The organism is Paracoccus sp. SCN 68-21 (assembly GCF_001724535.1).
Lineage (GTDB): Bacteria > Pseudomonadota > Alphaproteobacteria > Rhodobacterales > Rhodobacteraceae > Paracoccus > Paracoccus hibiscisoli.
In genome coordinates this window covers 1-21,933 of sequence record NZ_MEES01000069.1, presented here as the reverse complement: position 1 = coordinate 21,933, position 21,933 = coordinate 1, and the positions used below count along the sequence as shown (strand labels likewise).

Sequence of the window (21,933 nt, the reverse complement as noted above, 5' to 3'; positions counted from 1 at the left end):
ATCTTAACCATTCGTTCATAATATGACTCGGCGCGTGGCATCCGATGGCGTTATGGTGGCGTTGCGAACAGTGACCGGCAGCGCCGGGGTTTAGTGAAGGGTTGATCGTGTCGGACCGGGAAGACGGATCAGAGATCAAACCGGGTCAATCCCCGCAGGATGGCCCCGGCCGGGTCGTGCGGCTGCAGGATTACGACACCTGTCAGCCCGACCGCGTCCTGAGAGAGATGCGCGAATACTGGAACAGCATCCGCAAGGGGCGCGCCATTCCCGCCCGTTCGGATGTCGATCCGCGCGGCATCGCCCGCACGCTGGACTATGCCTTCATCCTGGAGCGGATCGCACCGGGGGCCGGTCGTCTGCGTCTGGCGGGCCGGCACCTGATCGACCTGATGGGGATGGAGGTGCGCGGCATGCCGATCTGCGCCTTTCTGAATACGACCTCTCGCGGGCGGTTCTCGGACGTGCTGGAAAGCGTGTTCAAGGCGCCCCAGATCGCGCGGCTGACGCTGCATGGCCGGTCGGATTATGCCCGTCCGCAACTGGCGGGCCAGATGCTGCTGCTGCCGCTGCGGTCGGATCTGGGTGATGTGACGCGCGCCCTGGGCTGCTTTGTGGCAGAGGGCGATACCGGCATTCCGCCCCGCCGGTTCGATCTGGTCGATGACGAGGTGATCCCCATCATCGACGGCGGCACGACATTGGCGCCGTCCCCCTCGACCATCGGTTTCGCCGAGGGCATGGCCGATTTCGCCAAACGGAACGAGCCGCGCACCCCGACACCGCCGCCCCCGCTGCGCGGTTTCCCTCAGGCCGAGACGCCCGAGGAACGGCGCGCCCTGTTCCGCGTGATCCAGCCCGTCACGGACGATCGCGACCGCTCTAGCTGAGCAGACCTGCCCGCCAGCGATACCGCGCGGCCTGAGCCGACGCGTCGCGGCCGCGCGATGTGATCAAGGCATCTTCGTCGCGCCGGAACCCCAGGTTCTTCAGGATCTTGCGCGATGCCGGGTTGTCCAGAAACACTTCGGCCACGATTTCGGACGGGGCCAGGCGCGCCACGACCTCGTCAAAGACAGCGGACACCATCTCCTGTCCCAGACCCTGGCCCGCGTGATCGGGGTCCAGAAAATACGTCAGGTGGGGCGGCGTGCCCTCGATCAGACTGACCGATCCGATGACCTGCCCCCCGTGCCGAACCGCCAGGCGCAGCGGCGGCACCAGCGCCGATTGCAGCAGCAGCGGCGCAGCCTCATCCACCGTCATCGCGGGGTGATAGCGCAGCAGCATCCGCGCGACCGCAGGTCGGGTGACGATCCGGTGCAGCGCGGGCAGGTCCGCGGGCGTGACCGCATCGATGCGCAGGCGCGGTGTCGTCAGGGCGATGGCGTGGCGGGCCTCGAACCCGGCGCGGTCCAGGGTCAGGCGGTCGGCCTGCACGTCCCGCGCCAAGGGCCGCGACGACAGCGTCACCCGCCCGCAGGGACGAAACCCCAGCCAATCCAGCAGCCGGGCCGAGCGGTCGTTGCCGACCAGACAATGCGCCTGAACCTCGGCTGCGCCCGACAGGAACAGCCGCGACAGGGCCAGCACCCCGGCGCGGCGACCGATGCCCTGCCCCTGCCGGTCCGGCGTGATCCAGATGCCAAAGACGCGGCCCGCCTGGACCATGCCGACCAGCCGGTCCCCCTGCCGCACGGCATGTTCGTCCAGACCCGCCCCGGCCACGAAATCGCGGGCATCATCCGCGCCATAGGGCCAGGGCAGCGTGGTCAGCCAGCGCACGACGTCCCAATCGGCCATGGCCGCCGCGATGTCGTCGGCATCCTCGGGCCAGGGGCGCGTCAGGGTGACCGGGGGGTGCATCGCCTAGCCGACCGGAACGACCTTGACCGCGCCGCCCTTGGCCGACAGCGCGATCTCTCCGGCGGCCAGGCGCAGGGCGTCCTGGCCAAAGACCTCGGCCCGCCAGCCCTGCAGCGCGGGCAGATCGCGGCTGCCGGTGGCGATGGCGTCCAGTTCGGAGGACGAGGCGATCAGCTTGGGCGCAACGCCCGCCGCATCGGCCTTGGCCTTGAGCAGCACGCGCAACAGATCCGACAGGGCGGCGTTGCCGGGCTTGCCCGGCTCCTCACCCTTGGGCTGGGGCAGGTCCTTGGATTCCATGCCCGCCTTGACCGCGGCCAGGATGCCGTTGGCGATGTCGCCCCGCCGCGCCTCGCGCAAGAGCAGGCGCGACTTGCCCAGATCGGCCTCGTTCAGCGGCTTGGTCGAGGCCAGCTCGATCATCGCATCGTCCTTGTAGACGCGCGACCGGGGGATGTCGCGTTCCTGGGCATAGGCTTCGCGGAACCGCGCCAGCTCGCGCAGGATGGCCAGAAAGCGCGGCGAATTGGTGCGGGTGCGCACCTTCATCCAGGCCTCTTCGGGGCGGGTGATATAGGTCTCGGGGTCGGTCAGGACCGACAGCTCCTCGGCCAGCCAGGCGTCGCGACCGGTCTTTTTCAGCTCGGCCGCCAGGAATTCATAGATCACCCGCAGATGGGTCACATCGGCCAGCGCATAGGCCGCCTGCGCATCCGACAGCGGCCGACGCGACCAGTCGGTAAAGCGCGACGACTTGTCCAGATCGGCGCGCGCGATCTTGCGCACCAGCGTCTCGTATCCGACCTGTTCGCCGAACCCGCAGACCATGGCCGCGACCTGGGTGTCGAACAAAGGCGTCGGAAAGATCTGCGCGTCGTGGAAAAAGATTTCAAGATCCTGCCGCGCGGCGTGGAACACCTTGACCGTCGCCTCGTGGCGGAACAGGTCATAAAGCGGCTCCAGCGACAGCCCCTCGGCCATGGGGTCGACCAGCACGGCCTCGCCCCCGGGGGTCTTGGCCGTCGATGCGGGCGGCACGGCCAGCTGGATCAGGCACAGCTTGGACCAATAGGTCCGTTCCCGCAGGAATTCGGTGTCGATCGTGACGTAGGGGTGGGATTTGGCGGCCTCGCAGAAACGGGCAAGGTCTTCGGTACGGGTGATGGTCGGAATGTCCTGGCTCATGCGGCTCTTTCAGCTCGGGCGGTTCGTCCGCCCCCCGGCCCAGCAATACGCCCACGCGCCCGTGATGAAAAGCCCCGACGCCCGGCGCCGGGGCTGTCCGGTCATTCGGGCGGCTGCTCGGGCGGGCGCTTGCGCAGGGCCTCGGCCACGCCATCCTCGCAGACGGTGCGGTCGACCATGGGCACCCCGGTCCGGAACGCCGCGCGGCCGATCAGATGCGCCGCGACAGGCGCGGTCAGCAGCAGGAACAGGATCGCGGCAACCGCCCGCGCGATCACCGTGCCTTCGGCAAAGGCGATGGCCACGGCGACCAGGATCAGCCCCGAACCCAAGGTGCCCGCCTTGGTCGAGGCATGCATCCGCGTCAGAAGGTCCGGCAGGCGCAGCACGCCCAGGCCCGCCGCCACCGCAAAGATCCCGCCGGAGATGACGAAAAACGATACGACAAGCTCTCCGATCATGTCAGCTCCTCCGCCTTGAGCAAGATGCGGCGTTCCAAATAGCGGGCCAGGCAAACGGTCGCCAGAAAGCCGACCAGCGCCAGAACGACCGCCACGTCCAGAAAGCCCGCGCTGCGCGATTGCAGCGCCGCCAGTCCCCCGAACGAGACCAGCTGCACCGTCATCACGTCCAGCGCCACGATCCGGTCGGCCAGCGTGGGCCCGCGTACCAGCCGGATGGCCGCGAAGGTCACGCCCAGGATGACCAGGGCGAAACCGAACAGAATTGCGTAATCCAAGATTGTCATGGTCCTACTCCGTCGCCTCGCGCACCCAGACCTCGAAGCGGTCGCGGATCTGCGCGCGGATCGCATCGGGGTCTTCGCCGAACATCGCGTGGATATACAGCGTCTTGCGGTCCTCGGAGACGTCCAGGCTGAGGGTGCCCGGCGTCAGCGAGATGAAATTGGCCAGCAGCGTGATCTGCAGATCGGTCGTGACCGTGATCGGCACCGCGATCAGGGCCGGGTTGGACGCCTGCCCCGGCGTGAACACGTCCGCCACCACCGGCAGCGAGCTGACCACCAGTTCATAGACGAACATCACGATCAGCCGCGCCCAATAATACAGCCGCAGGAAATAGCGGCCGGTTTCCGGAAACAGCGGGCGCACCAGCCACATCGCGGCCAGACCCACCAGGAACCCGGTCAGAAGCCCGCCCAGGGTCAGGCTGCCGGTCAGCGCGACCCAGGCGAAGGCCAGCACCATGTTGATGGCAAAGAGGTTCATGGCTGCACCCCCAGAACGGTCGTGACGTAATCGGTCGGATCAAGCAGCTGGTTGGCCGAGCGTTCGGCGAACTGCACGAAGGGCTCGGGGAAGAGGCCGATCAGGCAGGTCAGTGCGGCCAGCGCGATGATGGGCAGCATCAGCGCCACCCGGTCGAAGGTGGGCAGGTCCGACAGGCGCGGCTTGATCCCGTCGGGATGCGCGGGCCAGAAGGCCGAGCCCCAGATCTTGGTCATCGAGAAGATCGTCAGCAGGCCCACCCCCAATGCCACGCCCGCGACGAACCACATCTCAAGGTCCAGCGCGGCCTTGACCACGACATATTTCGCCCAGAACCCCGACAGCGGCGGAAAGCCCGCCAGAGAGAAGGCCGGGATCAGGAACAGGAAGGCCAGCAGCGGCGCATGGGCGTAAAGGCCGCCGATGCGCGCCAGATCGGTCGATCCGGCGATGCGCTTGGCCACGCCCGCGACAAAGAACAGGTTGGCCTTCACGATGATGTGGTGGACCAGATAGAACACCGCGCCCATCAGGCCCAGGGGCGTGTACAGCGCCAGGCCCAGCACCATGTAGCCGATCTGGCTGATGATGTGGAACGACAGGATGCGGCGGAAATCATTCATCGCGGCCGCGCCCAGAACGCCCGTGACCATGGTCACCACCGCCAGCCACAGCAGGATGGTGTGGGTGAAGGCCACGTCCTGATCAAAGACCAGCGTGAACATGCGGATCAGCGCATAGACGCCCACCTTGGTCAGCAGGCCCGCAAAGATCGCCGACACCGCGACGGGCGGCGTGTGATAGGAGGCTGGCAGCCAGAAGAACAGCGGGAACATCGCCGCCTTGACGCCAAAGGCCACCATGAACATCACCGCGATGGTGGTCAGCAGGCCGGTATTCTCGACCCCGCGCACGGCCAGGTGCAGGTCGGCCATGTTCAGCGTACCGGTCAGGCCATAGAGCAGGCCGATGCCCGCCAGGAACATGATGGTCGAGACCAGGTTCAGCATCACGTATTTGATGCCCCCGTCCAGCTGCTCGCGCGTGCCGCCCAGGACCAGCAGGCCAAAGCTGGAGATCAGCATGACCTCGAACCAGACATAGAGGTTGAATAGGTCGCCCGTCAGGAAGGCGCCGACGACGCCGACCATCAGCATCTGCAGCAGGGCGTGAAAGCCCAGACGCTCCATCCGCTCGGGGATTTCCGACAGGGTGTAGATGACGGTGGCAAGGCCCGTGATGGCGGTGATGACGACCATCACCGCGCCCAGCAGGTCGGCCACCAGCGTGATGCCGAAGGGCGCCTGCCAGTTCGACATCTGGGCTGCGACGACGCCCTGCTCCAGCACCTCGGCCATCAGCATGATCGACGCCATCAGCAGCGCGACCGTCCCCGCGACCGAGATCCAGCGCCCGGCCGGGCTGTTGCGGAACAGATAGGCCAGCACCGCCGTCAGCAGCGGAATGATGATCGGATAGACAAGAAGCCAGCTCATATCCCGGCCTCCTGCCCGGTGGCGGGTTTGGCGGGGTTGGCCTTGCCCATGCCCAGCCTGCCGGTATCCAGCTTGGATTCGTCGGCAGGTTCGGCCACGCGCATCTCGTCGCTGTTGACGGTGCCCAGGGTCATGTAGGTCCGATAGACCAGCGCCAGCGTGAAGGCCAGCAGGCCAAAGCCGATGACGATGGCGGTCAGGACCAGCGCCTGCGGCAGCGCGTTGGCGACGACGCCGGTGGGCGCGTATTCGCCCGCGTCGATCAGCGGCGGCGCGCCCGCGGTCAGCCGGCCGCCGGTGAAGATCAGCAGGTTGACCGCGTTCGACAGCAGGACCAGCCCGAACAGGAACCGCAGCACATTGCGGTCCAGCATCAGATAGACCGAGGTGGACACAAGCACCCCGATGGTGATGGCAAGCAGCAGTTCCACGTCAGATCTCCTGTTCCATGGCAAAGACCAGGGTCAGGATGCCGCCAAAGACAGCCATGTAGACTCCGATATCGAAAACCAGAACGGTGGACAGCGGGATATAGCTGTCGCCGTCCTGAAACAGGAACAGCCACTGTCCGGTGAAGAACGGATCGCCCGCGAAACCCGCGCCCAGGCCCGCCAGCGCCGCGACGCCCACGCCCAGGATGGCCAGGTTCGACGGGTCGATCCGCAGGGCCGCACGCGCCTCGTCGACCGAGGTCGCGATGGTATAGAGGATGAACGCGGTCGCCCCGATCAGCCCGCCGATGAAGCCGCCGCCGGGCAGGTTGTGCCCGCGCAGCAGCGCATAGATCGAGAACATCAGCAGCAGGGCCGCCAGCAGGCGCGTGGTGGTCGTCAGGATCAGCGACTGCATCTCAGCTCTCCTCCTCAGGCTTGCGGCGGGTGGACATGCCGCGCAGCAGCGCGAATGCCGCGATGGCCGCGATGGCGACGACGGTGACCTCGCCAAAGGTGTCCAGGGCGCGGAAATCGACCAGGATCACGTTGACGATGTTGCGGCCATAGGCCTCGGGATAGGAGGCCGCCTCGAAGAAGGTCGTCAGGCGACGGTCGAAATCGGTCGCCAGGACCGAGATCATCAGGAAGGTCGTCACCAGACCCATCCCGCCCGCGATCATCGCGTGACCGGCGCGGAAGGTCGCCTTGGAGCGGCGCGGCAGATAGGGCAGCCGCAGCATGACCAGGCTGACCAGCACGACGACCAGAACCTCGACCAGCAGCTGGGTGATGGCCACGTCGGGCGCGCTGAACATGATGAAGATCAGCGCGACGCCGATGCCCGTCACCCCCATGGCCGCCACGGCGGTCATGCGGCTGTGGGTCCAGACCGTCAGCATCGCCCCCGCCGCGATCAGGCCCAGCACGGCCCATTGCACCGGATGTATACCCTCGGTCGTCAGGCTGAGGCCCGACCGGAACGCGCCCTTGATCAGATAGGTGCCACCCACCAGCACCACGAAGGTGCCAAAGGTCACCGCCATATAGCGCTGCAGGCTGCCGTTCTGGATCAGGCGCGTCTGCCAGGCGGCAAAGGCCTTGAACCCGTCCAGCAGCCGGTCCCAGCCTGCGTCGAAATCGACCGGGTTGCGCGCCTCGAAGGCGGCCAGGCGGGTGCGGATGGCCTCGTGGCGGCGATAGACCAGCCAGCCGGCCAGGAAGGTCAGCAGCGACAGGATCAGCGCCGTGTTGACGCCGCCCCACAGGTACAGATGCACCTCGCGGACCTCTCCGAAGACGGCATGGGTGGCGGGGCCGACCAGATAGTATCCCAGCACGCCGGGCACCAGGCCGAAAATCAGCGACAGCGCGCCCAGGACCAGCGGTCCGGCCAGCATCGGCCAGGGGCCTTCATGCGGCTCGGTGGGGGTCGGGCGCAGATCGCCGCGGAACGGCTTCAGCGCGACGATGCCGCCGACCGCGAACATCATGACGGAGGCAGCAAAGGCCATGATTGTGACCCAGAACGCGCCGAACCCCTCCAGGCCCAGACCGGCCTTGTATATGAATTCCTTGCCGATAAAGCCGACCATGGGCGGGATGCCCGCCATGCTGATCCCGGCCAGCGCCGCGGCCAGGCCGGTCAGTGGCATCGCCTTGGACAGGCCGCCAAGCACGCTCGCCTCGCGGGTGCCGGTCGCATGGTCCACGATGCCGATCATCAGGAACAGCGCCGCCTTGTAGAGCGAATGCACCACCAGGAACAGCATCGCTGCCATGATCGCGTAATGCGTGCCCGCCCCCAGGAACATCGTCAGCGTGCCAAGCGCCATCAGCGTGGTATAGGCCAGCACCTGCTTGATGTCGGTCTGGCGCATCGCCATGACCGAGGCAAAGACCGCCGTCACGCCCCCGAACAGCGTCAGGATCCAGAACCACGCATCCGTCCCGCCCAGCGCGGGGTTCATGCGCGCCATCAGGAAGATGCCCGCCTTGACCATCGTCGCGCTGTGCAGATAGGCCGACACGGGCGTCGGCGCGGCCATCGCGTTGGGCAGCCAGAAATGGAACGGCACCTGCGCCGATTTGGTGAAGGTGCCCGCCAGGAACAGCAGCAGGATCGCCAGATACCAGGGATGCGCGCGCAGCATGTCACCCTGGGTCAGGATCTCGGACAGCTGGAAGGTGCCTGCGACATTGCCCAGCACGATCATCCCGCCCAGCAGGATCAGCCCGCCCGTCCCCGTCACCAGCAGCGCCTGCAACGCCGAACGCCGCGACTTGGCGCTGTCGGCGTTAAAGCCGATCAGCAGGTAGGAGGCGATGGTCGTGATCTCCCAGAACACGAACAGCATGATCAGGTTGTCGGCCAGCACCAGCCCCAGCATGCCCACCATGAACATCAGCAGATAGCTGACGAACCGCGGATAATCGGGATGCTGGCCCAGATAGCGCGCCGAATACAGCGTGACCGCCGCGCCGATCCCGGTGATCAGCAGCACGAAGGTCATAGACAGGCCGTCCAGCAGCACCGACAGGTTGATGCCCAGAGACGGCACCCAGTCGATGCCGTGGACCTGTGGCCCCAGCGCAATCTGGGGCAGCAGCCCCAGGAAATACAAAAACAGGATCGACGGGAACGCGATCGAGATCCAGCCCGCAGGCCCCCCCATCACACGATCCACCTTGGGATAGTCGTCAGCCATGTCTCGAACCCTTGTCGCGGCATGCAATTGGCGTCGGGTCTTAGCACCGTTTCCCGGCGGAAAACAGCCGCCCCGGCACAGAAAAACCTCCGTCCCGCCCGAAAAGCGCCGATCGCAGCCGCGCGGGTGCCTCGTGCATGCGCGCGCCCCTGTAAATATGTCGCGGTTTCGTCCCGACCCTGTGCGCGGGGTGCCGCCAGCCCCCGATCTGCGGCATTTGGTCGCGACCGTATCGGTCAGAAAAAATGCTTTCGGTTCGGATGTTTGGGCGCGGTTGTGGCGGCAGGCGATGGGCGTCGGGATCAACGGGGACTTGTGCGGATGGCGCGCTTGCGGTTCATTCGGGGCCAGACGGGGCGGAACGATCCGCCGCTGATTCGCGACATTCGACGAAGGGGACATTCCATGCAGCTAGCCCAGGACCGCCTTGCGCCTCACAGCCTTGCCGCCAAGGCCAGCCTCACCCTGGCCGCGGCCGCGCTGATCGCGCTTGGCGCCAAGGTGCAGGTGCCGTTCTGGCCGGTGCCGATGACCCTGCAGACGCTGGCCGTGCTGGTGATCGCCGCCGGTCTGGGGCCGCGCCTCGGCCTGGCGGCGATGGGGGCCTATATGGCGGCGGGCCTGGCCGGGCTGCCGGTCTTTGCAGGCTCGCCCGAGCGTGGTTTGGGGCTGGCCTATCTGGCCGGACCGACGACCGGCTTTCTGATCGGCATGGCACTGGCCATGGTCGTGACAGGCGCGCTGGCTCAGGGCCGCGGTCTGGGGATGCGCGCTGTCGCGATGATCGCGGGCACCGTCGCCATCTATGTGCCTGGCCTGATCTGGCTGTCGGCCTTTGTGCCTGCCGACCGCCTGCTGGCCGTGGGCGTCGCGCCGTTCATCCTGGGCGACATGGTCAAGATCGCGGTCGGCGCGCTGGCGCTGCAGGCCATCACCCGCCGCCGCTGATCCGGCGACCAGATTGACGGCACGGGGCCTTGGCGGGCCCCGTTTTGCTGTCTGATCCTGCGCAGGCGGCGCAGATCCGGGCTTTCCCCGCGCCGCACCCAAGGCCAGACTGGCCCGACGCCGCGCAGGAGGACCGCCATGACGCCACCCCTTTCCCCCCGGACCATCGCCCGGATCGAGGACAGCTTTCGCGCCCAGGGCCTGATGCGCCTCCTGGGCGCCGAGATCGCCGCGATCCGCCCCGGAGAGGTGGTCCTGCGCCTGCCCTTCCGCGCCGAGCTGACCCAGCAGATGGGCTATTTCCACGCCGGCGGCACCGCCGCCTTGGCCGACAGCGCCGGGGGCTATGCCGCGCTGACGCTGTTTCCCGAAGGCCAGGACGTGCTGACCACCGAATTCAAGCTGAACCTGCTGAACCCCGCCCAGGGAGACACGCTGGAGGCCACCGGGCGTGTCGTGAAATCGGGCCGCACGCTCAGCGTGTGCCAGCTGGACGTCCATGCCCTGCGGGACGGGGCGCGCGTCCATGTGGCCACCGGGTTGCAGACGCTGATCGGCGTGGCGCTGCGCGCGCCCCCGTGACACCCCCGGATCGTTAGCGTAAACAGCCCCCAACATTCGCCGGAGGAAAAGGGGACGCGATGGCACAGGCACAGATCGGGTTGATCGGGCTGGGGACGATGGGGGCGGCGCTGGCGCTGAACATCGCGGAAAAGGGCTTTCCCATCGCGGTCTGGAACCGCACGACCGAGGTCACGCACCGCTTTGCCGAAACCGCGGGCGATCTGGCCCCCCGCGTCATCGCGACCGACACGCTGGAGGCGCTGGTCCAGGCGATCACCCCGCCCCGCGCGATCATCCTGATGGTCCCCGCCGGAGAGGCCGTGGACGCCCAGCTGGACGCGCTGGCGCCGCTGCTGGGGCCGGACGATCTGGTCATCGACGCGGGCAATGCCGATTTCCACGACACCAACCGCCGGGACGAGGCCGGGCTGCCGTTCCGCTTCCTTGGCATGGGCGTGTCCGGCGGAGAGGAGGGCGCGCGCCACGGCCCCGCCATCATGGGCGGCGGCGAGGCGGCTGATTGGGACCGCGTGGCCCCGGTGATGACCGCGATCGCCGCGCGGGCCGATGACGGCACCCCCTGCGCCGCGCGCATGGGCGATGCGGGCGCGGGCCATTTCGTCAAGATGGTCCATAACGGCATCGAATATGCCGACATGCAGATGATCGCCGAGGTCTATGGCCTGATGCGCGACGGCATGGGCTTGGCGGCGCAGGCGATTTCCGACATCTTTGCCCGCTGGAACGAGGGCACGCTGTCCAGCTACCTGATCGAGATCTCGGCCAAGGTCACGGCGGCGCGCGATCCGCATACGGGCGCGGCCATGCCCGACGTCATCCTGGACCGCGCGGGCCAGAAGGGCACGGGCCGCTGGACCGCCATCGAGGCCCAGCATCTGTCCGCCCCCATCCCCGTGATCGAGGCCGCCGTGATGGCCCGCAACGTCAGCGCCCGCCTGGACGAACGCCAGGCCGGACAGGCCCGTTTCGGCGCGACCCCCGGCCCCCTGACGCTGCAGGCCGACGCGCTGGAACAGGCACTGATCGCGGGCAAGATCCTGTGCTATGCGCAGGGCTTCACCATGATCGCCGGCGCGTCCGAGCGCTTCGGCTGGACCCTGGACCTGCCCGAGATCGCGCGCGTCTGGCGGGCGGGCTGCATCATCCGCTCGACCATGCTGAACGACATGGCCGATGCGCTGGCCGACGATCCGGCGCGCAACCTGATCATGGCGCCGTTCTTCGCCGACCTGATCGAACGCGCCATTCCGGCGCTGCGCCAGGTCGTGTCGCAGGGGATCGCGGCGGGCCATACCCTGCCCGCCCTGGCATCGGGGCTGATGTGGTTCGACATGATGCGCACCGCGCGCGGCACGGCCAACATGATCCAGGCACAGCGCGACTTCTTTGGCGCGCATGGGTTCCAGCGGCTGGACGGCATCGACGACAGCCACGGCCCCTGGGGCCGCCAGGACTGAGGCTCAGCCGCGCGGGCGGCTGATCTCGCCCAGGGTCAGGACCGGCGATGCGTCGATGCCCTGGGCATTCAGCATCGCCGCCACCCGCTCCAGCGATGCGACCAGCATCGCCTGTTCCCAATCATGCAGGGCGTGGAACCCGGTCACGAAATGCTGTTGCAGCGCGTCAGGCGCCTCGCGCAGCGCGGTCAGCCCGGCATCCGTCAGCAGCACATGCAGCTGGCGGCGGTCCGTGCTGGAGCGCTGGCGTTCCGTCAGGCCCAGCTTGTCCAGCTGATCGACCAGCGCCGTCACCGTGGCCTGGCTGACGCCCATCCGGGCGGCCAGCTGGGTCGGGCTGGCGCGGCGGTCGTCATGGGCCGACAGGATCTGCAGCACCCGCAGCTTGGCCGGGGTCAGGCCCACCGCCTGCGCCAGGTCGCGCTCATATTGCTCGGTCGCGCGCAGGATGCGGCGCAGGGCGATCAGGGCCGCATCGGCGCGGTGGGTGGCGGGGGTGCTGCTCATGCCCGATTCTATGCCACCCCACCCCGGACCTGGGCAACGACATTTTGCCTCGCGAACCTTCCAGGTCACGAAACCGTGCGCCCCCCCCGGGTTTTTCGCTGTGATCTTGGTCACTTGGCTGACCTTGCGCAGAAAAACCCGTGAACGGTTGAAACCATGGCCCGTTTCGTTTAATTAGACACCCGAAGCAATTGAGGACCACGCCCCATGCCCAAGGATGTGCAGGACATCGCGCGACACGACCCGCTGACCTTTCGCAAGCCCGACCCGACCGATGGCGCCGCCATCTGGGACCTGGTCCGGCAGTGCAAGCCGCTGGACGAGAATTCGATGTATTGCAACCTGGTGCAGGCCGACCATTTCCGCGACACCTGCGTGGTGGCGGAACGCGACGGCCAGATCGTGGGCTGGATTTCGGGTCACATGATCCCGAACGAGGACGCGCTGTTCATCTGGCAGGTCGCCGTCAGCCCGGCGGCACGCGGTCTGGGGCTGGGGCGGCGCATGCTGACCCATCTGCTGGGCCGCCCCGACTGCGCCACGGCCCGCTGCCTGAACACCACCATCACCCGGGACAACGACGCCTCGTGGGGTCTGTTCCGCAGCCTGGCGCGGCATCTGGGCGGACAGCTCAGCGACGACCCCCACTATACGCGCCACGCACATTTCGACGGTCGCCATGCGACCGAGCACATGGTCACGATCACCCTGCCCGCCGACGCGATCCACGCGCGCGCCGCCTGATCTTGGTTCATCCATCTAAGCATTCTGACAACGCACATCGTGCGAAAGGACATCTCATGCCCAAAGACATGACGATCCACGCCTCGGACACCGCCATCTTCGAACGCCGCGAAAGCGCGGCACGGTCTTATTGCCGGGGGATTCCCACGGTCTTTGCCTCGGCCAGCGGGTCGATCATGCGCGGCGCCGATGGGGCCGAGCATATCGATTTCCTGGCTGGCTGTTCGTCGCTGAACTATGGCCACAACGACCCGGACATGAAGGCCGCGCTGATCGCGCATCTGACCGCGGATGGCATCGCGCATGGCCTGGACCTGCACACCACCGCCAAGGCCGCCTTCCTGGACGCGTTCGAAAGCCACATCCTGGCCCCGCGCGGCATGGATCACCGCGTCATGTTCACCGGCCCCACCGGCGCGAACGCGGTCGAGGCGGCAATGAAGATCGCCCGCAAATCCACGGGCCGCACGAATATCGTGGCCTTCACCAACGGCTTTCACGGCGTCACGATGGGCGCGCTGGCCGCGACCGGCAACGGCTATCACCGCGGCGGTGCGGGGATGGAGACGCAGGGCGTCACCCGCGTCCCCTATGACGACTACGCCGACGGGTTGGACAGCGCGGCCCTGCTGGACCAGATGCTGTCGGACAATTCGGGCGGCATCGACGCCCCCGCCGCGATCATGCTGGAGACCGTGCAGGGCGAAGGCGGCCTGAACGCCGCATCCGCCGAATTCGTGCGCGCGGTGGCCGATATCGCAAAGCGCCACGGCGCGCTGCTGATTCTGGACGACATCCAGGCGGGCTGTGGCCGCACCGGCAAGTTCTTCTCCTTCGAGGAGATGGGCGTGATGCCCGATCTGGTGCCGATGGCGAAATCGGTGTCGGGGTTCGGCCTGCCCATGGCGCTGGTTCTGGTGCGCCCTCAGCATGACGTGTTCGGCCCCGCCGAGCATAACGGCACGTTCCGCGGCAACACCCACGCCTTTGTCACCGCCCGCGTCGCGATCGAGAAGTTCTGGGCCGACGGCGCCTTCGAGGCCGATCTGGCCCGTCGCGCCGCCCTGATCGAGACCAGGCTGTCCGAGCTGGCCAGCCTGATCCCCGGCGCCTATCTGAAAGGCCGCGGCTTGATGCGCGGCGTCGATGTCGGGACGGGCGATCTGGCCGGCGCGATCTGCAAGCGCGCCTTTCAGGGCGGTCTGATCATCGAGACCTCGGGGAACGAGGATCAGGTCGTCAAGGTGCTGGCCCCGCTGACCACGCCCGATGCGTTGCTGTCGCGCGGCTTTGACATCCTGCTGGATGCCGCCCGCGACGTGCTGTCCACCACCAAGATTGCTGCGGAGTAAGCCCATGATCGTTCGTGATTTCTACAAGTTGAAGGACACCGACCGCTCGGTGTCGGACCAGCACTGGAATTCGGTGCGCATGCTGCTGGCCGATGACGGGATGGGGTTCTCGTTCCACATCACCACGCTGGCCGCGAATTCCGAGCATACCTTCCACTACAAGCACCATTTCGAGAGCGTGTACTGCATCTCGGGCAAGGGCTCGATCACCGATCTGGCGACCGGCGAGACGCATCAGATCACCCCGGGCGTGATGTATGCGCTGGACCAGCACGACCACCACACGCTGCGCGCCGAGGAAACGCTGGTCATGGCCTGCTGCTTCAACCCGCCCGTGACCGGCACCGAGGTCCACCGCGAGGATGGCAGCTATGCCCCCGCAGGGACGGGCTGAGCCATGAGCCACACAGTCGAGAAGATCGGCGGCACCTCGATGTCGCGGGTCCACGAGCTGCGCGACACGCTGCTGATCGCGGACCCCGCACGCCCCTATGGCCGCATCTTTGTCGTGTCGGCTTTTGGCGGCATCACCGACCTGCTGCTGGAGCACAAGAAATCGGGCGAGCCCGGCGTCTATGCCGCCTTCGCCAGCGGCGAGGAGGATCACGGCTGGCTGGCCGCGCTGGACCGCGCGCGCCAAGCCATGACCGACGCGCATCGCGTGGTGCTGGACCATCCCGGCGATCTGGAGCGGGCGGATGCCTTTGTCCGCGACCGTCTGGTGGGCGCGCAGAACTGCCTGATCGACCTGCAGCGGCTGTGCTCCTACGGGCATTTCCGGCTGGCCGAACACATGCTGCACACCCGCGAACTGCTGTCCGGCCTGGGCGAGGCGCATTCCGCCTTTGTCACCACGCTGATGCTGCAGCGCGCGGGCGTCCAGGCGCGCTTTGTCGACCTGTCGGGCTGGCGCGACACCGACGACCTGACCCTGGAGGAGCGGATCAGCGGCGCCATGGCCGGCGTCGATCCGCAGACCGAGATGCCCATCGTCACCGGCTATGCTCAGTGCCGCGAGGGGCTGATGCGCGAATTCGACCGCGGCTATTCCGAGGTGACGTTTTCACGCCTGGCTGCTCTGACCGGCGCGCGCGAGGCGATCATCCACAAGGAATTCCACCTGTCTTCGGCCGATCCCCGTCTGGTCGGCGCGAATGCGGTGCGCAAGCTGGGACGCACGAATTACGACGTGGCCGACCAGCTGTCGAACATGGGCATGGAGGCGATCCACCCCAAGGCCGCTAAGACGCTGCGCCAGTCGGGCGTGCCCCTGCGCGTGACCAATGCGTTCGAGCCCGACGATCCCGGCACGCTGATCGACGACCAGCCCGCCACCGCGCCCGCGGTCGAGATCGTGACCGGCCTGAACGTCTTCGCGCTGGAGCTGTTCGAACAGGATATGGTCGGCGCCAAGGGCTATGACGCGGCCATTCTGGAGGTGCTGACCCGCCACAAGGTCCGCATCGTCAGCAAGGTGTCGAACGCCAACACGATCACGCATTACGTGGACAGCAGCCTCAAGGTGCTGCGCCGGGTCGAAAAAGATCTGAACGACCGCTATCCCTCGGCCTGCGTGTCGTCGCGGGCGGTCGCGATGGCGGCGGCGATCGGGCGCGATCTGGACGGTCTGGCGGTGCTCAGCCGCGGGCTGAACGCGCTGGCCGCGGCGGGGCTGGAGGCGATGGGCGCAACCCAGGGTCCGCGCGCCGTGGATGTCCAGTTCATCGTCGAACGCGACGCGCTGGCAGGCACCATCACCGCCCTGCACGCGGCCCTGGTCGAGGACCGAACGGTCCGCCTGTCCACCGCCGCATGACGAAAAAGGGCGCCCCCAGGGGCGCCCTTTTCACGATGGAGGTGCGGGCTCAGCGCTGAATGGCCTCTCCGGTCACCGGGTCGATGCGCACGCGCACCTCGCGGTTGTCGGCGGTACGGTATTCGATGTCGTAATAGCCGTCATCATCCCAGTCCACCTCGTCGAAATGGTCCAGATCCGTGCCCAGATCGGCCTCGATCCCGGCCAGGATCTCGGAGAGCGGCTTGGAATCCGCGGGGGGCACGTCCTGCGCCATCAGCGCCGACGGGGCGATCATCAGGGCCAGTGCGGCCAGCGGGCGAAGCGTCATGGGAAATCCTCTTGTTGCGAATCGCTGTTGCCAGTCAACCCGCCCCATGCGCCCCGGGTTCCGGGTCTTGCGAAGCGCGCTCCCCTGCCCTATGTTGAACAGGTCGGAAGCAATTCCGACTATGGACATAAACGCGCTCGTAATAAGCGGATCGGACCCGGGGGCGGTACCCGGCGACTCCACCAAACAACCCTTCATTGGGGGCGAATGGGGTCGAAACAGGATCGACGAACGTCTAAAGGGGTTATGCTTTGTCTCGGTGAGCTACTACCGTTATCGGTGCAAAACGTACAGTTGCCAATGACAACCGTGCTCCGGTCGCGCTGGCTGCGTAAGCAGTCCGCAAGATCGAAACCTAAGCCCTTGCGCCTAGCAGCGTAAGGCGGGGCCCGCAGGAGCCTGGCAACAGAATCCTGCACTTCATTTTCTGCTCCATAGCATGTTGATAACGCTGCACTTCTGGTTTCCAGTTTTGCAGCGTTTTACAGTTTGCGTTCGCGGTATTCCCTCAGCACCGCTTTTGCAGCCGCCTTCCTGTCCTGATGACGGCTGTATCTCTCGACCATTTCCACCGACATGCCGATGGTCGCGCTGATCTGTAGCGCGGTCATGCCGTCCTGCCGCAGCCTGATGACCGCGTTGGCCCTAAGGCCGTGCCAGACTGCATCTTTCAGTTCGGGGTGCTTTTCGCGCGTGGCGTCGAACACCTTCCAAAGCTGGTTCGTGGTGACGACCTTCCCGGCGCTCTTGCCCTTATCCTGCAGCAGGAAGGGACCAGGGCGCTTTTCCCAAGTCGCCATTTCGCGCTCCAGCTCAGGGAAGATCGGACAGACCGGCTGCACCCCTGTTTTTTTCTGCCGCAGAGACAGGGTGTCTCCGTCCACGTCGGTCCATCCCAGGCGGATGATGTCGCTGGCCCTTTGCCCTGTGTAGCGGGCGAGAAAGAACGCCCGACGCAGCATCCCCGTCAGGTTCTGCTCTGCGAATGCCAGTTGGTCAGGCGTCCAGGGCTTGTGCCCCTCTTTTGACTTGAACGTGGTCACGCCGTGGGTCGGATCGCTGCTCAAGAGGCCACGCGGACCGCGCGCCCAGTTGGTCATGCTCTTGAGGGCGTAAAGGATGTTGTTGGCCCTGCCCGGCTTCTCCGCTCCGATCTTGTCCATCAGGGCCTCAACGTCGGCAGGCCGCAGATCCTCCGCAGGCAGGTCGCCCCACAGGCCCCGGATGACCTCCAGGTAGCGCCGGTAATAGTCCTGCGTGGAAGGCGTCAGCTTGCGGCGCAGGCTGGGCCATGCGGCCACGTAGGCGTCGATCAGCGCGCCAATGGTGTCAGTCGGGACAGGTGCTCCCTGTAACTGCCTGACAGCCGCCCAGAACTCTGGTGTGCGGGGGTCGTCAGGTAGCTTGAGGCGCGGTCCAGCATGTGCCGTTCCGCGCCCGATCTGGAAATAATAATAGTCCTTGCCACGGGATCGGACACGATGGACGCCCCGTGGCAGGCTGATGTTAGGTGGCATGTCGCAGTGCCTCCTGGAAAGGGCTGGTCGGCAGCTGATCGCCATGCGCCAGATGCGCCTCGACCTCGGCCCAGCACCAGCGCACCGATCCTCCGATGCGCCGGGGTTTGGGCAAGAGGCCGCGCGTCACATAGGCGTCCACCGTAGACTCACTGAAACACAGTTCAGCCGCCAGTTCCTCTTTCGAGGGATAGGCCGGGGGACGATCACCATACACCGCGCGGCGCTTCATCAGGCGGCCTCCTTACCGGTGATGCTATGGCCGCATTCACGCTGCAACCTCTCCACGCCATCAATCACGATGCTGTTCAGCGCCTCTGCTATCTCCAAGACATCGGCCACAGCGTGGATCTTCTCGCCATCACCGCACAGTCCACCGTTTTCATTCTCCAGCGCTAAGCGGGATGCGCGCAGGATTGAACTGACCGTATAGGCAACATGCCCGGCCCATTCCTCCGGCACGTCCGTCCGAAAGAGATTTTCGAAGTTGAACGGGGTTTTCATGCTGCACCCCCGTCGGGCAGGTTCACGCTGTCCAGGTCGGAGTTGATCTTATCGGCTAAGGACCGGGCGATGCCGATCAGTGCAGTGATGGCGTTACTCCCGATGCCTTCACCGTCCAGCAGATCAATCGCTTCGATCACAGCGCATAGTTGCGCGGCAGTGGCCTGAACATCGCTGCAGTGACGCCGAATGGGTGAATCAGAGATGGCGGTCAGGTCCATGCGATCATGGGTCATGCTGCACCTCCGATCAGCTTGGCCGTGGGATGGATCAGCTTTGCCAAAGTGGACAACCCCTTGGGCGTCACGCGCGCCTGGGTCACGACCTTCTCTGAGCCATCCGGGCGGGTGTAGGTCGTCACGCGATGCTCCATCACACCGGACGCCAGCCGGGGCGCATAGGCCACCCAGTCGTCCGACTCACCGCGCTTGAAGATCCAGCCCTGGGTGTGCAGCCAGTCGAACATGTCCTTGCGCCGGATGCCCAAGGTCTTGGCAGCGTCGGTGATGCACAGGCTGCCCTCGGCCTCGCACAAGCGGTCATGCGCCTGCACTGTCTCTTGCATGGCCTCGATCTGCTTGGCCTGTTCCTGCGTCACCTCGATCAGCTGGCTGGCAATCAGAGCAAGCTGACCGGGATTGCGCACGTCGATAGCGGCGGGGGCTTTCTGGCCCTCCAGCTCCTCCAGCCGCCTGACCACCTTGTAGCGGAGATCCGCACGATAGCCCGTGATCAGAGTCACGGTCAGGTCTTTCGGCAGATGAAAGCAGTCATAAGTCTGGCCATTCTGGGGGTGTGTCCAACTTTGGGCATACCCATTTTCCGCCAAGCCGAGCTGCTTTAGCATGTTCCGGGTGTCGCGCATGACGTGCCGGTGTTCCTTACCGGTGCGATCCGCAATATCGACCGTCGACATGGTGATGCCCGGTGTAGCGGCCCCTATTACAGGCAGGTTGATCATAGGGGTGGCTTGCTCCATATTCATGGAAACCGTCCTTTCGTGAGAGTTGGGGTTGGTCAGGGCCGGGCCGGTGTTAGCGCACCGCTCGGCCTGTTTCGTTTTAGGCTGCTGCATTAGCGTTATTCCGTGCCTCAGCCGCCTGGTGCAGGATCATCACGACATGCGTGTTGAGCGAACGCCCTGCCTTAATCGCCTGAATCTTCATTTCGTCACGCAGATCCCGAGGCAGCCGGATCGTCGTTCCCACTGTCTCGCCGCCTGCGCGTGTCTGAATGGCCTGCAAAATAACCTCCATCGCATTACCGTAACTCAACATTACCGTAATGCGATTGCACGTCAAGAAAAAACATTACAGTAATGCTTCAAGACCACAGGAGGCTCAAATGGCGACAGTTGGCAGGGGCGCTGACCAATACACTGTCAGGTTCCCTGATGGCCTACGAGATCGCATAAAGGCTGCCGCGGAGGCCAAGGGCCGTAGCATGAACAGTGAGATCGTTGCCGCCCTCGAAGAAAAATATCCGGATCCTCGCGAAGATCTGGAGCTATCGACTTTGGCTGGATGGCTGGAATATGTGAGGATTGGGGGGCCGGATGAAGAATTTGATGATCGCCTTTTCGAGATCAATCGACGTCTAGATCGACACCCTTCGACGCGGCATTTGCGTCTTGGTATCCTGGTGAATGGTGAAGGTGATGATATGACCGTGGACCTGATCCTAGGGTCAAAGCGGCATGATGATCCATGACCCTGATTCGTAACGAACAGACCAAGCTGCTGGCGACCTACCTCAACGGCCTGGGGGTGGCGGTGTTTGCTGTCGGATCACTCGCGCCAGTGTTTTCAAGCCTTTACGGGGATCGCGGACCCTCGGCGTTCATGGCGGCTGTCAGCATCCTTTGCGTTTTGGCCTCGGGCATCCTACATTTGATGGGACGCCGCGTTTTACGGAGGCTTGAGCCATGAACGAACTCACCATGCTGATCGCCCCAGTGGGCGCATTGATGATCGCCGGGTTCCTCGTCTGGTTTACCGGCAGGCCCGCCAAGTCGGACAAGCCGCGCCATCCGGCTGAGTGATATGACTATCATTCCAGTTCCATTCGATAACCCCAGCACCTGCCCGCAATGCGGCGCATCACCGTTGTCAGTGACAGTTACTGATCCTGTTACCGAGGACAGCGAAGCCTCCTGCACCGACTGCGGTTATGACCTTGGACGCTTTGGTAGCTACAAGGCGAAGGTGCTTGAGGATGCCAAAGGTCCTGCTTTAGACGCAGCAAAAGCTCAAGCTACTGCGATGCTGAAAAGTTTCAGGTTCGGTAAGTAGGTCTTATTGCCCTTAAACCGGTAGATCTCTGCGACCTCGTTGCGTCAACTGCGTCAGGCAAAACTCTCTGATCAACAGATGGTGTCCTGCACCCTAGTTGTAGTCAGCCTGTCACGAACTATCTTCAATGGAACGCAACTAGCGAGCGCCCCGTTAAGTCATTCTTAGGGTCTTATGGACGAGACTTGCTATCGTTGCTACAACCACCCCATAGACGCTACAGGGTGATTCGGCAGTGCGCCTGATTTTCCTGAGCGTTAGAGGAGAGATACATGAGCCTTCGTAAGTATGCCGGGTCAAATCGCGATGCAAAACGTGACGCGCCGGAAGCTAGAGAAAGCTTTGACGTCGTCACCGAAGACAAAATCGCAGCTTGGAATTCTAAGTTGAACGACCGCTATGGGCTGGGCCGTGGTCGGCTTGAGGTGTTAGAAGACCCCGCAGCCGCATAATTGCCAATGCCTGATTGGGAAAGAACTGCTCCTCGCATCTACAGCGTCGTAACCGGGTTCTTTCCCGAAACATCCCCAAGAGACACGTGGGCGACAAATCCTCGTCCCCTTCTGGTTTGCGGCACTGCACGTGATCCTGACAGCGGCGTGGTGTTTTGCCGTATAGCCTACGGCACCACCCAAAAACTTGATAAAGCTCATGCGAATGACTTGGTTGTGGGCAATGTTTCGATGCTCGACGATCTCGGCCTTCGCTATCCCACCAGGTTCGTTATTCACTCAGGTCGCCATATGGTCATTATGCCGTGGACCTCAGAGTTCTTTCGCCCTTGGACCGGCTATCCCAGGCCGGTGCTAAGCGTTTTGCCAGATGATATGCAACAGCATGTTGGGTCTGTTCTGAGTGAGTTGGCCCGTGCGGGTGACATTCCTCGTTTCTAGAGCGTTTTGCGGCTTTCCAGATTCAGGATACCCCTGTGGCTTGATCTGTGATTCCCTGCCTGCATGACAGGTGGAGGGATGATATGGGCAGACC

29 protein-coding genes and 1 other RNA gene are annotated in these 21,933 nt (G+C 65.1%); 13 read left to right on the top strand and 17 right to left on the bottom strand.

The features are described from left to right. The first annotated feature begins 107 nt into the window (after positions 1-107). A complete protein-coding gene (locus ABS73_RS15470) occupies positions 108-890 on the top strand; it encodes a PAS domain-containing protein (RefSeq protein WP_277024062.1) in 783 nt (260 codons plus the stop codon). On the opposite strand, the gene ABS73_RS15465 is transcribed toward ABS73_RS15470, so the two are convergent. From ABS73_RS15465 to ABS73_RS15425, 9 genes are all read right to left on the bottom strand, one after another. Then, entirely contained in the window at positions 883-1,866 is a 984-nt protein-coding gene (locus tag ABS73_RS15465; RefSeq protein ID WP_277024061.1) for a GNAT family N-acetyltransferase, read from the bottom strand. The two genes, ABS73_RS15470 and ABS73_RS15465, sit on opposite strands and share 8 nt — an antisense overlap. A gap of 3 nt (positions 1,867-1,869) precedes the next feature. Beyond that, positions 1,870-3,039 (bottom strand): ribonuclease D, encoded by a 1,170-nt coding sequence (gene rnd, locus ABS73_RS15460; RefSeq protein WP_277024080.1) that lies wholly within the window; start codon positions 3,037-3,039, stop codon positions 1,870-1,872. A gap of 113 nt (positions 3,040-3,152) precedes the next feature. Continuing rightward, complete coding sequence (gene mnhG, locus ABS73_RS15455; protein ID WP_136857525.1) at positions 3,153-3,512, bottom strand: monovalent cation/H(+) antiporter subunit G; 360 nt, start codon at positions 3,510-3,512, stop codon at positions 3,153-3,155. Then, positions 3,509-3,799, bottom strand: coding sequence for an MrpF/PhaF family protein (locus ABS73_RS15450; protein WP_136857526.1), 291 nt, complete (start codon positions 3,797-3,799; stop codon positions 3,509-3,511). Before ABS73_RS15450 ends, mnhG begins: the two co-directional genes overlap by 4 nt. Positions 3,800-3,803: 4 nt before the next feature. Further along, complete coding sequence (locus ABS73_RS15445) at positions 3,804-4,280, bottom strand: Na+/H+ antiporter subunit E (RefSeq protein ID WP_277024058.1); 477 nt, start codon at positions 4,278-4,280, stop codon at positions 3,804-3,806. Beyond that, a complete protein-coding gene (locus ABS73_RS15440; protein WP_277024056.1) occupies positions 4,277-5,776 on the bottom strand; it encodes a Na+/H+ antiporter subunit D in 1,500 nt (499 codons plus the stop codon). The genes ABS73_RS15445 and ABS73_RS15440 overlap by 4 nt, the downstream gene beginning before the upstream one ends. Next, entirely contained in the window at positions 5,773-6,207 is a 435-nt protein-coding gene (locus tag ABS73_RS15435) for a Na+/H+ antiporter subunit C (protein WP_136857529.1), read from the bottom strand. Before ABS73_RS15435 ends, ABS73_RS15440 begins: the two co-directional genes overlap by 4 nt. A gap of 1 nt (position 6,208) precedes the next feature. Next, positions 6,209-6,625, bottom strand: coding sequence for an MnhB domain-containing protein (locus ABS73_RS15430; RefSeq protein ID WP_136857530.1), 417 nt, complete (start codon positions 6,623-6,625; stop codon positions 6,209-6,211). 1 nt (position 6,626) lies between these two features. After that, the gene (locus ABS73_RS15425; RefSeq protein WP_277024052.1) at positions 6,627-8,915 is read right to left on the bottom strand and encodes a putative monovalent cation/H+ antiporter subunit A; all 2,289 of its coding nucleotides are present in this window, start codon (positions 8,913-8,915) and stop codon (positions 6,627-6,629) included. A gap of 405 nt (positions 8,916-9,320) precedes the next feature. Between ABS73_RS15425 and ABS73_RS15420 the strand changes: the two genes are divergently transcribed. The 3 genes from ABS73_RS15420 (at position 9,321) to gnd (ending at position 11,905) form a co-directional block, all read left to right on the top strand. Next, positions 9,321-9,863 (top strand): biotin transporter BioY, encoded by a 543-nt coding sequence (locus tag ABS73_RS15420; protein WP_277024051.1) that lies wholly within the window; start codon positions 9,321-9,323, stop codon positions 9,861-9,863. A 138-nt stretch (positions 9,864-10,001) separates the two neighbouring features. After that, entirely contained in the window at positions 10,002-10,445 is a 444-nt protein-coding gene (locus tag ABS73_RS15415; protein ID WP_277024050.1) for a PaaI family thioesterase, read from the top strand. A 59-nt stretch (positions 10,446-10,504) separates the two neighbouring features. Beyond that, complete coding sequence (gene gnd, locus ABS73_RS15410) at positions 10,505-11,905, top strand: NADP-dependent phosphogluconate dehydrogenase (protein WP_277024047.1); 1,401 nt, start codon at positions 10,505-10,507, stop codon at positions 11,903-11,905. A 3-nt stretch (positions 11,906-11,908) separates the two neighbouring features. On the opposite strand, the gene ABS73_RS15405 is transcribed toward gnd, so the two are convergent. Continuing rightward, positions 11,909-12,412 carry a MarR family winged helix-turn-helix transcriptional regulator gene (locus tag ABS73_RS15405; RefSeq protein WP_277024044.1) on the bottom strand — a complete coding sequence of 168 codons (504 nt, stop codon included), beginning with the start codon at positions 12,410-12,412 and terminating at the stop codon, positions 11,909-11,911. Between the two features lie 207 nt (positions 12,413-12,619). On the opposite strand from ABS73_RS15405, the gene ectA reads away from it, so the two are divergent. The 4 genes from ectA to ABS73_RS15385 are packed head-to-tail and all read left to right on the top strand — an operon-like array spanning position 12,620 to position 16,324. Then, complete coding sequence (ectA, locus tag ABS73_RS15400; RefSeq protein ID WP_277024043.1) at positions 12,620-13,156, top strand: diaminobutyrate acetyltransferase; 537 nt, start codon at positions 12,620-12,622, stop codon at positions 13,154-13,156. Positions 13,157-13,212: 56 nt separating this feature from the next. After that, the gene (gene ectB / locus ABS73_RS15395; RefSeq protein ID WP_277024041.1) at positions 13,213-14,508 is read left to right on the top strand and encodes a diaminobutyrate--2-oxoglutarate transaminase; all 1,296 of its coding nucleotides are present in this window, start codon (positions 13,213-13,215) and stop codon (positions 14,506-14,508) included. A 4-nt stretch (positions 14,509-14,512) separates the two neighbouring features. Then, positions 14,513-14,902: an ectoine synthase gene (locus ABS73_RS15390; RefSeq protein WP_277024039.1), complete on the top strand. Its 390-nt coding sequence runs from the start codon at positions 14,513-14,515 to the stop codon at positions 14,900-14,902. Between the two features lie 3 nt (positions 14,903-14,905). After that, positions 14,906-16,324, top strand: coding sequence for an aspartate kinase (locus ABS73_RS15385; protein ID WP_277024037.1), 1,419 nt, complete (start codon positions 14,906-14,908; stop codon positions 16,322-16,324). Between the two features lie 49 nt (positions 16,325-16,373). Here the strand turns inward: ABS73_RS15385 and ABS73_RS15380 are convergent, their stop codons facing one another. Beyond that, on the bottom strand, positions 16,374-16,634 hold the full coding sequence (locus tag ABS73_RS15380; RefSeq protein WP_277024035.1) for a PepSY domain-containing protein: 261 nt from the start codon (positions 16,632-16,634) through the stop codon (positions 16,374-16,376). A 63-nt stretch (positions 16,635-16,697) separates the two neighbouring features. Here ABS73_RS15380 and ssrA point away from each other — a divergent pair. Beyond that, positions 16,698-17,054, top strand: a transfer-messenger RNA (tmRNA) gene (ssrA, locus tag ABS73_RS15375). 62 nt (positions 17,055-17,116) lie between these two features. On the opposite strand, the gene ABS73_RS15370 is transcribed toward ssrA, so the two are convergent. The 6 genes from ABS73_RS15370 to ABS73_RS15345 form a co-directional block, all read right to left on the bottom strand. After that, positions 17,117-18,151 carry a tyrosine-type recombinase/integrase gene (locus ABS73_RS15370; protein WP_277024033.1) on the bottom strand — a complete coding sequence of 345 codons (1,035 nt, stop codon included), beginning with the start codon at positions 18,149-18,151 and terminating at the stop codon, positions 17,117-17,119. Beyond that, positions 18,141-18,383 (bottom strand): helix-turn-helix transcriptional regulator, encoded by a 243-nt coding sequence (locus tag ABS73_RS15365; protein WP_277024031.1) that lies wholly within the window; start codon positions 18,381-18,383, stop codon positions 18,141-18,143. The genes ABS73_RS15370 and ABS73_RS15365 overlap by 11 nt, the downstream gene beginning before the upstream one ends. Continuing rightward, on the bottom strand, positions 18,383-18,655 hold the full coding sequence (locus ABS73_RS15360; RefSeq protein ID WP_277024029.1) for a hypothetical protein: 273 nt from the start codon (positions 18,653-18,655) through the stop codon (positions 18,383-18,385). Before ABS73_RS15360 ends, ABS73_RS15365 begins: the two co-directional genes overlap by 1 nt. Continuing rightward, entirely contained in the window at positions 18,652-18,891 is a 240-nt protein-coding gene (locus ABS73_RS15355) for a hypothetical protein (protein ID WP_277024027.1), read from the bottom strand. Before ABS73_RS15355 ends, ABS73_RS15360 begins: the two co-directional genes overlap by 4 nt. After that, positions 18,888-19,640 (bottom strand): phage antirepressor KilAC domain-containing protein, encoded by a 753-nt coding sequence (locus ABS73_RS15350; RefSeq protein WP_277024026.1) that lies wholly within the window; start codon positions 19,638-19,640, stop codon positions 18,888-18,890. The genes ABS73_RS15355 and ABS73_RS15350 overlap by 4 nt, the downstream gene beginning before the upstream one ends. 76 nt (positions 19,641-19,716) lie before the next feature. Further along, the gene (locus tag ABS73_RS15345) at positions 19,717-19,932 is read right to left on the bottom strand and encodes an Arc family DNA-binding protein (RefSeq protein WP_277024023.1); all 216 of its coding nucleotides are present in this window, start codon (positions 19,930-19,932) and stop codon (positions 19,717-19,719) included. Between the two features lie 7 nt (positions 19,933-19,939). On the opposite strand from ABS73_RS15345, the gene ABS73_RS15340 reads away from it, so the two are divergent. From ABS73_RS15340 to ABS73_RS15330, 4 genes are all read left to right on the top strand, one after another. Then, on the top strand, positions 19,940-20,365 hold the full coding sequence (locus ABS73_RS15340; RefSeq protein ID WP_338118616.1) for an Arc family DNA-binding protein: 426 nt from the start codon (positions 19,940-19,942) through the stop codon (positions 20,363-20,365). Continuing rightward, on the top strand, positions 20,362-20,583 hold the full coding sequence (locus ABS73_RS15335; RefSeq protein ID WP_277024019.1) for a hypothetical protein: 222 nt from the start codon (positions 20,362-20,364) through the stop codon (positions 20,581-20,583). The genes ABS73_RS15340 and ABS73_RS15335 overlap by 4 nt, the downstream gene beginning before the upstream one ends. Then, positions 20,580-20,696 (top strand): phage holin family protein, encoded by a 117-nt coding sequence (locus ABS73_RS16865; protein WP_502686062.1) that lies wholly within the window; start codon positions 20,580-20,582, stop codon positions 20,694-20,696. The genes ABS73_RS15335 and ABS73_RS16865 overlap by 4 nt, the downstream gene beginning before the upstream one ends. Positions 20,697-21,218: 522 nt before the next feature. Next, positions 21,219-21,398 carry a hypothetical protein gene (locus ABS73_RS15330; protein WP_277024017.1) on the top strand — a complete coding sequence of 60 codons (180 nt, stop codon included), beginning with the start codon at positions 21,219-21,221 and terminating at the stop codon, positions 21,396-21,398. Positions 21,399-21,933: the final 535 nt, after the last annotated feature.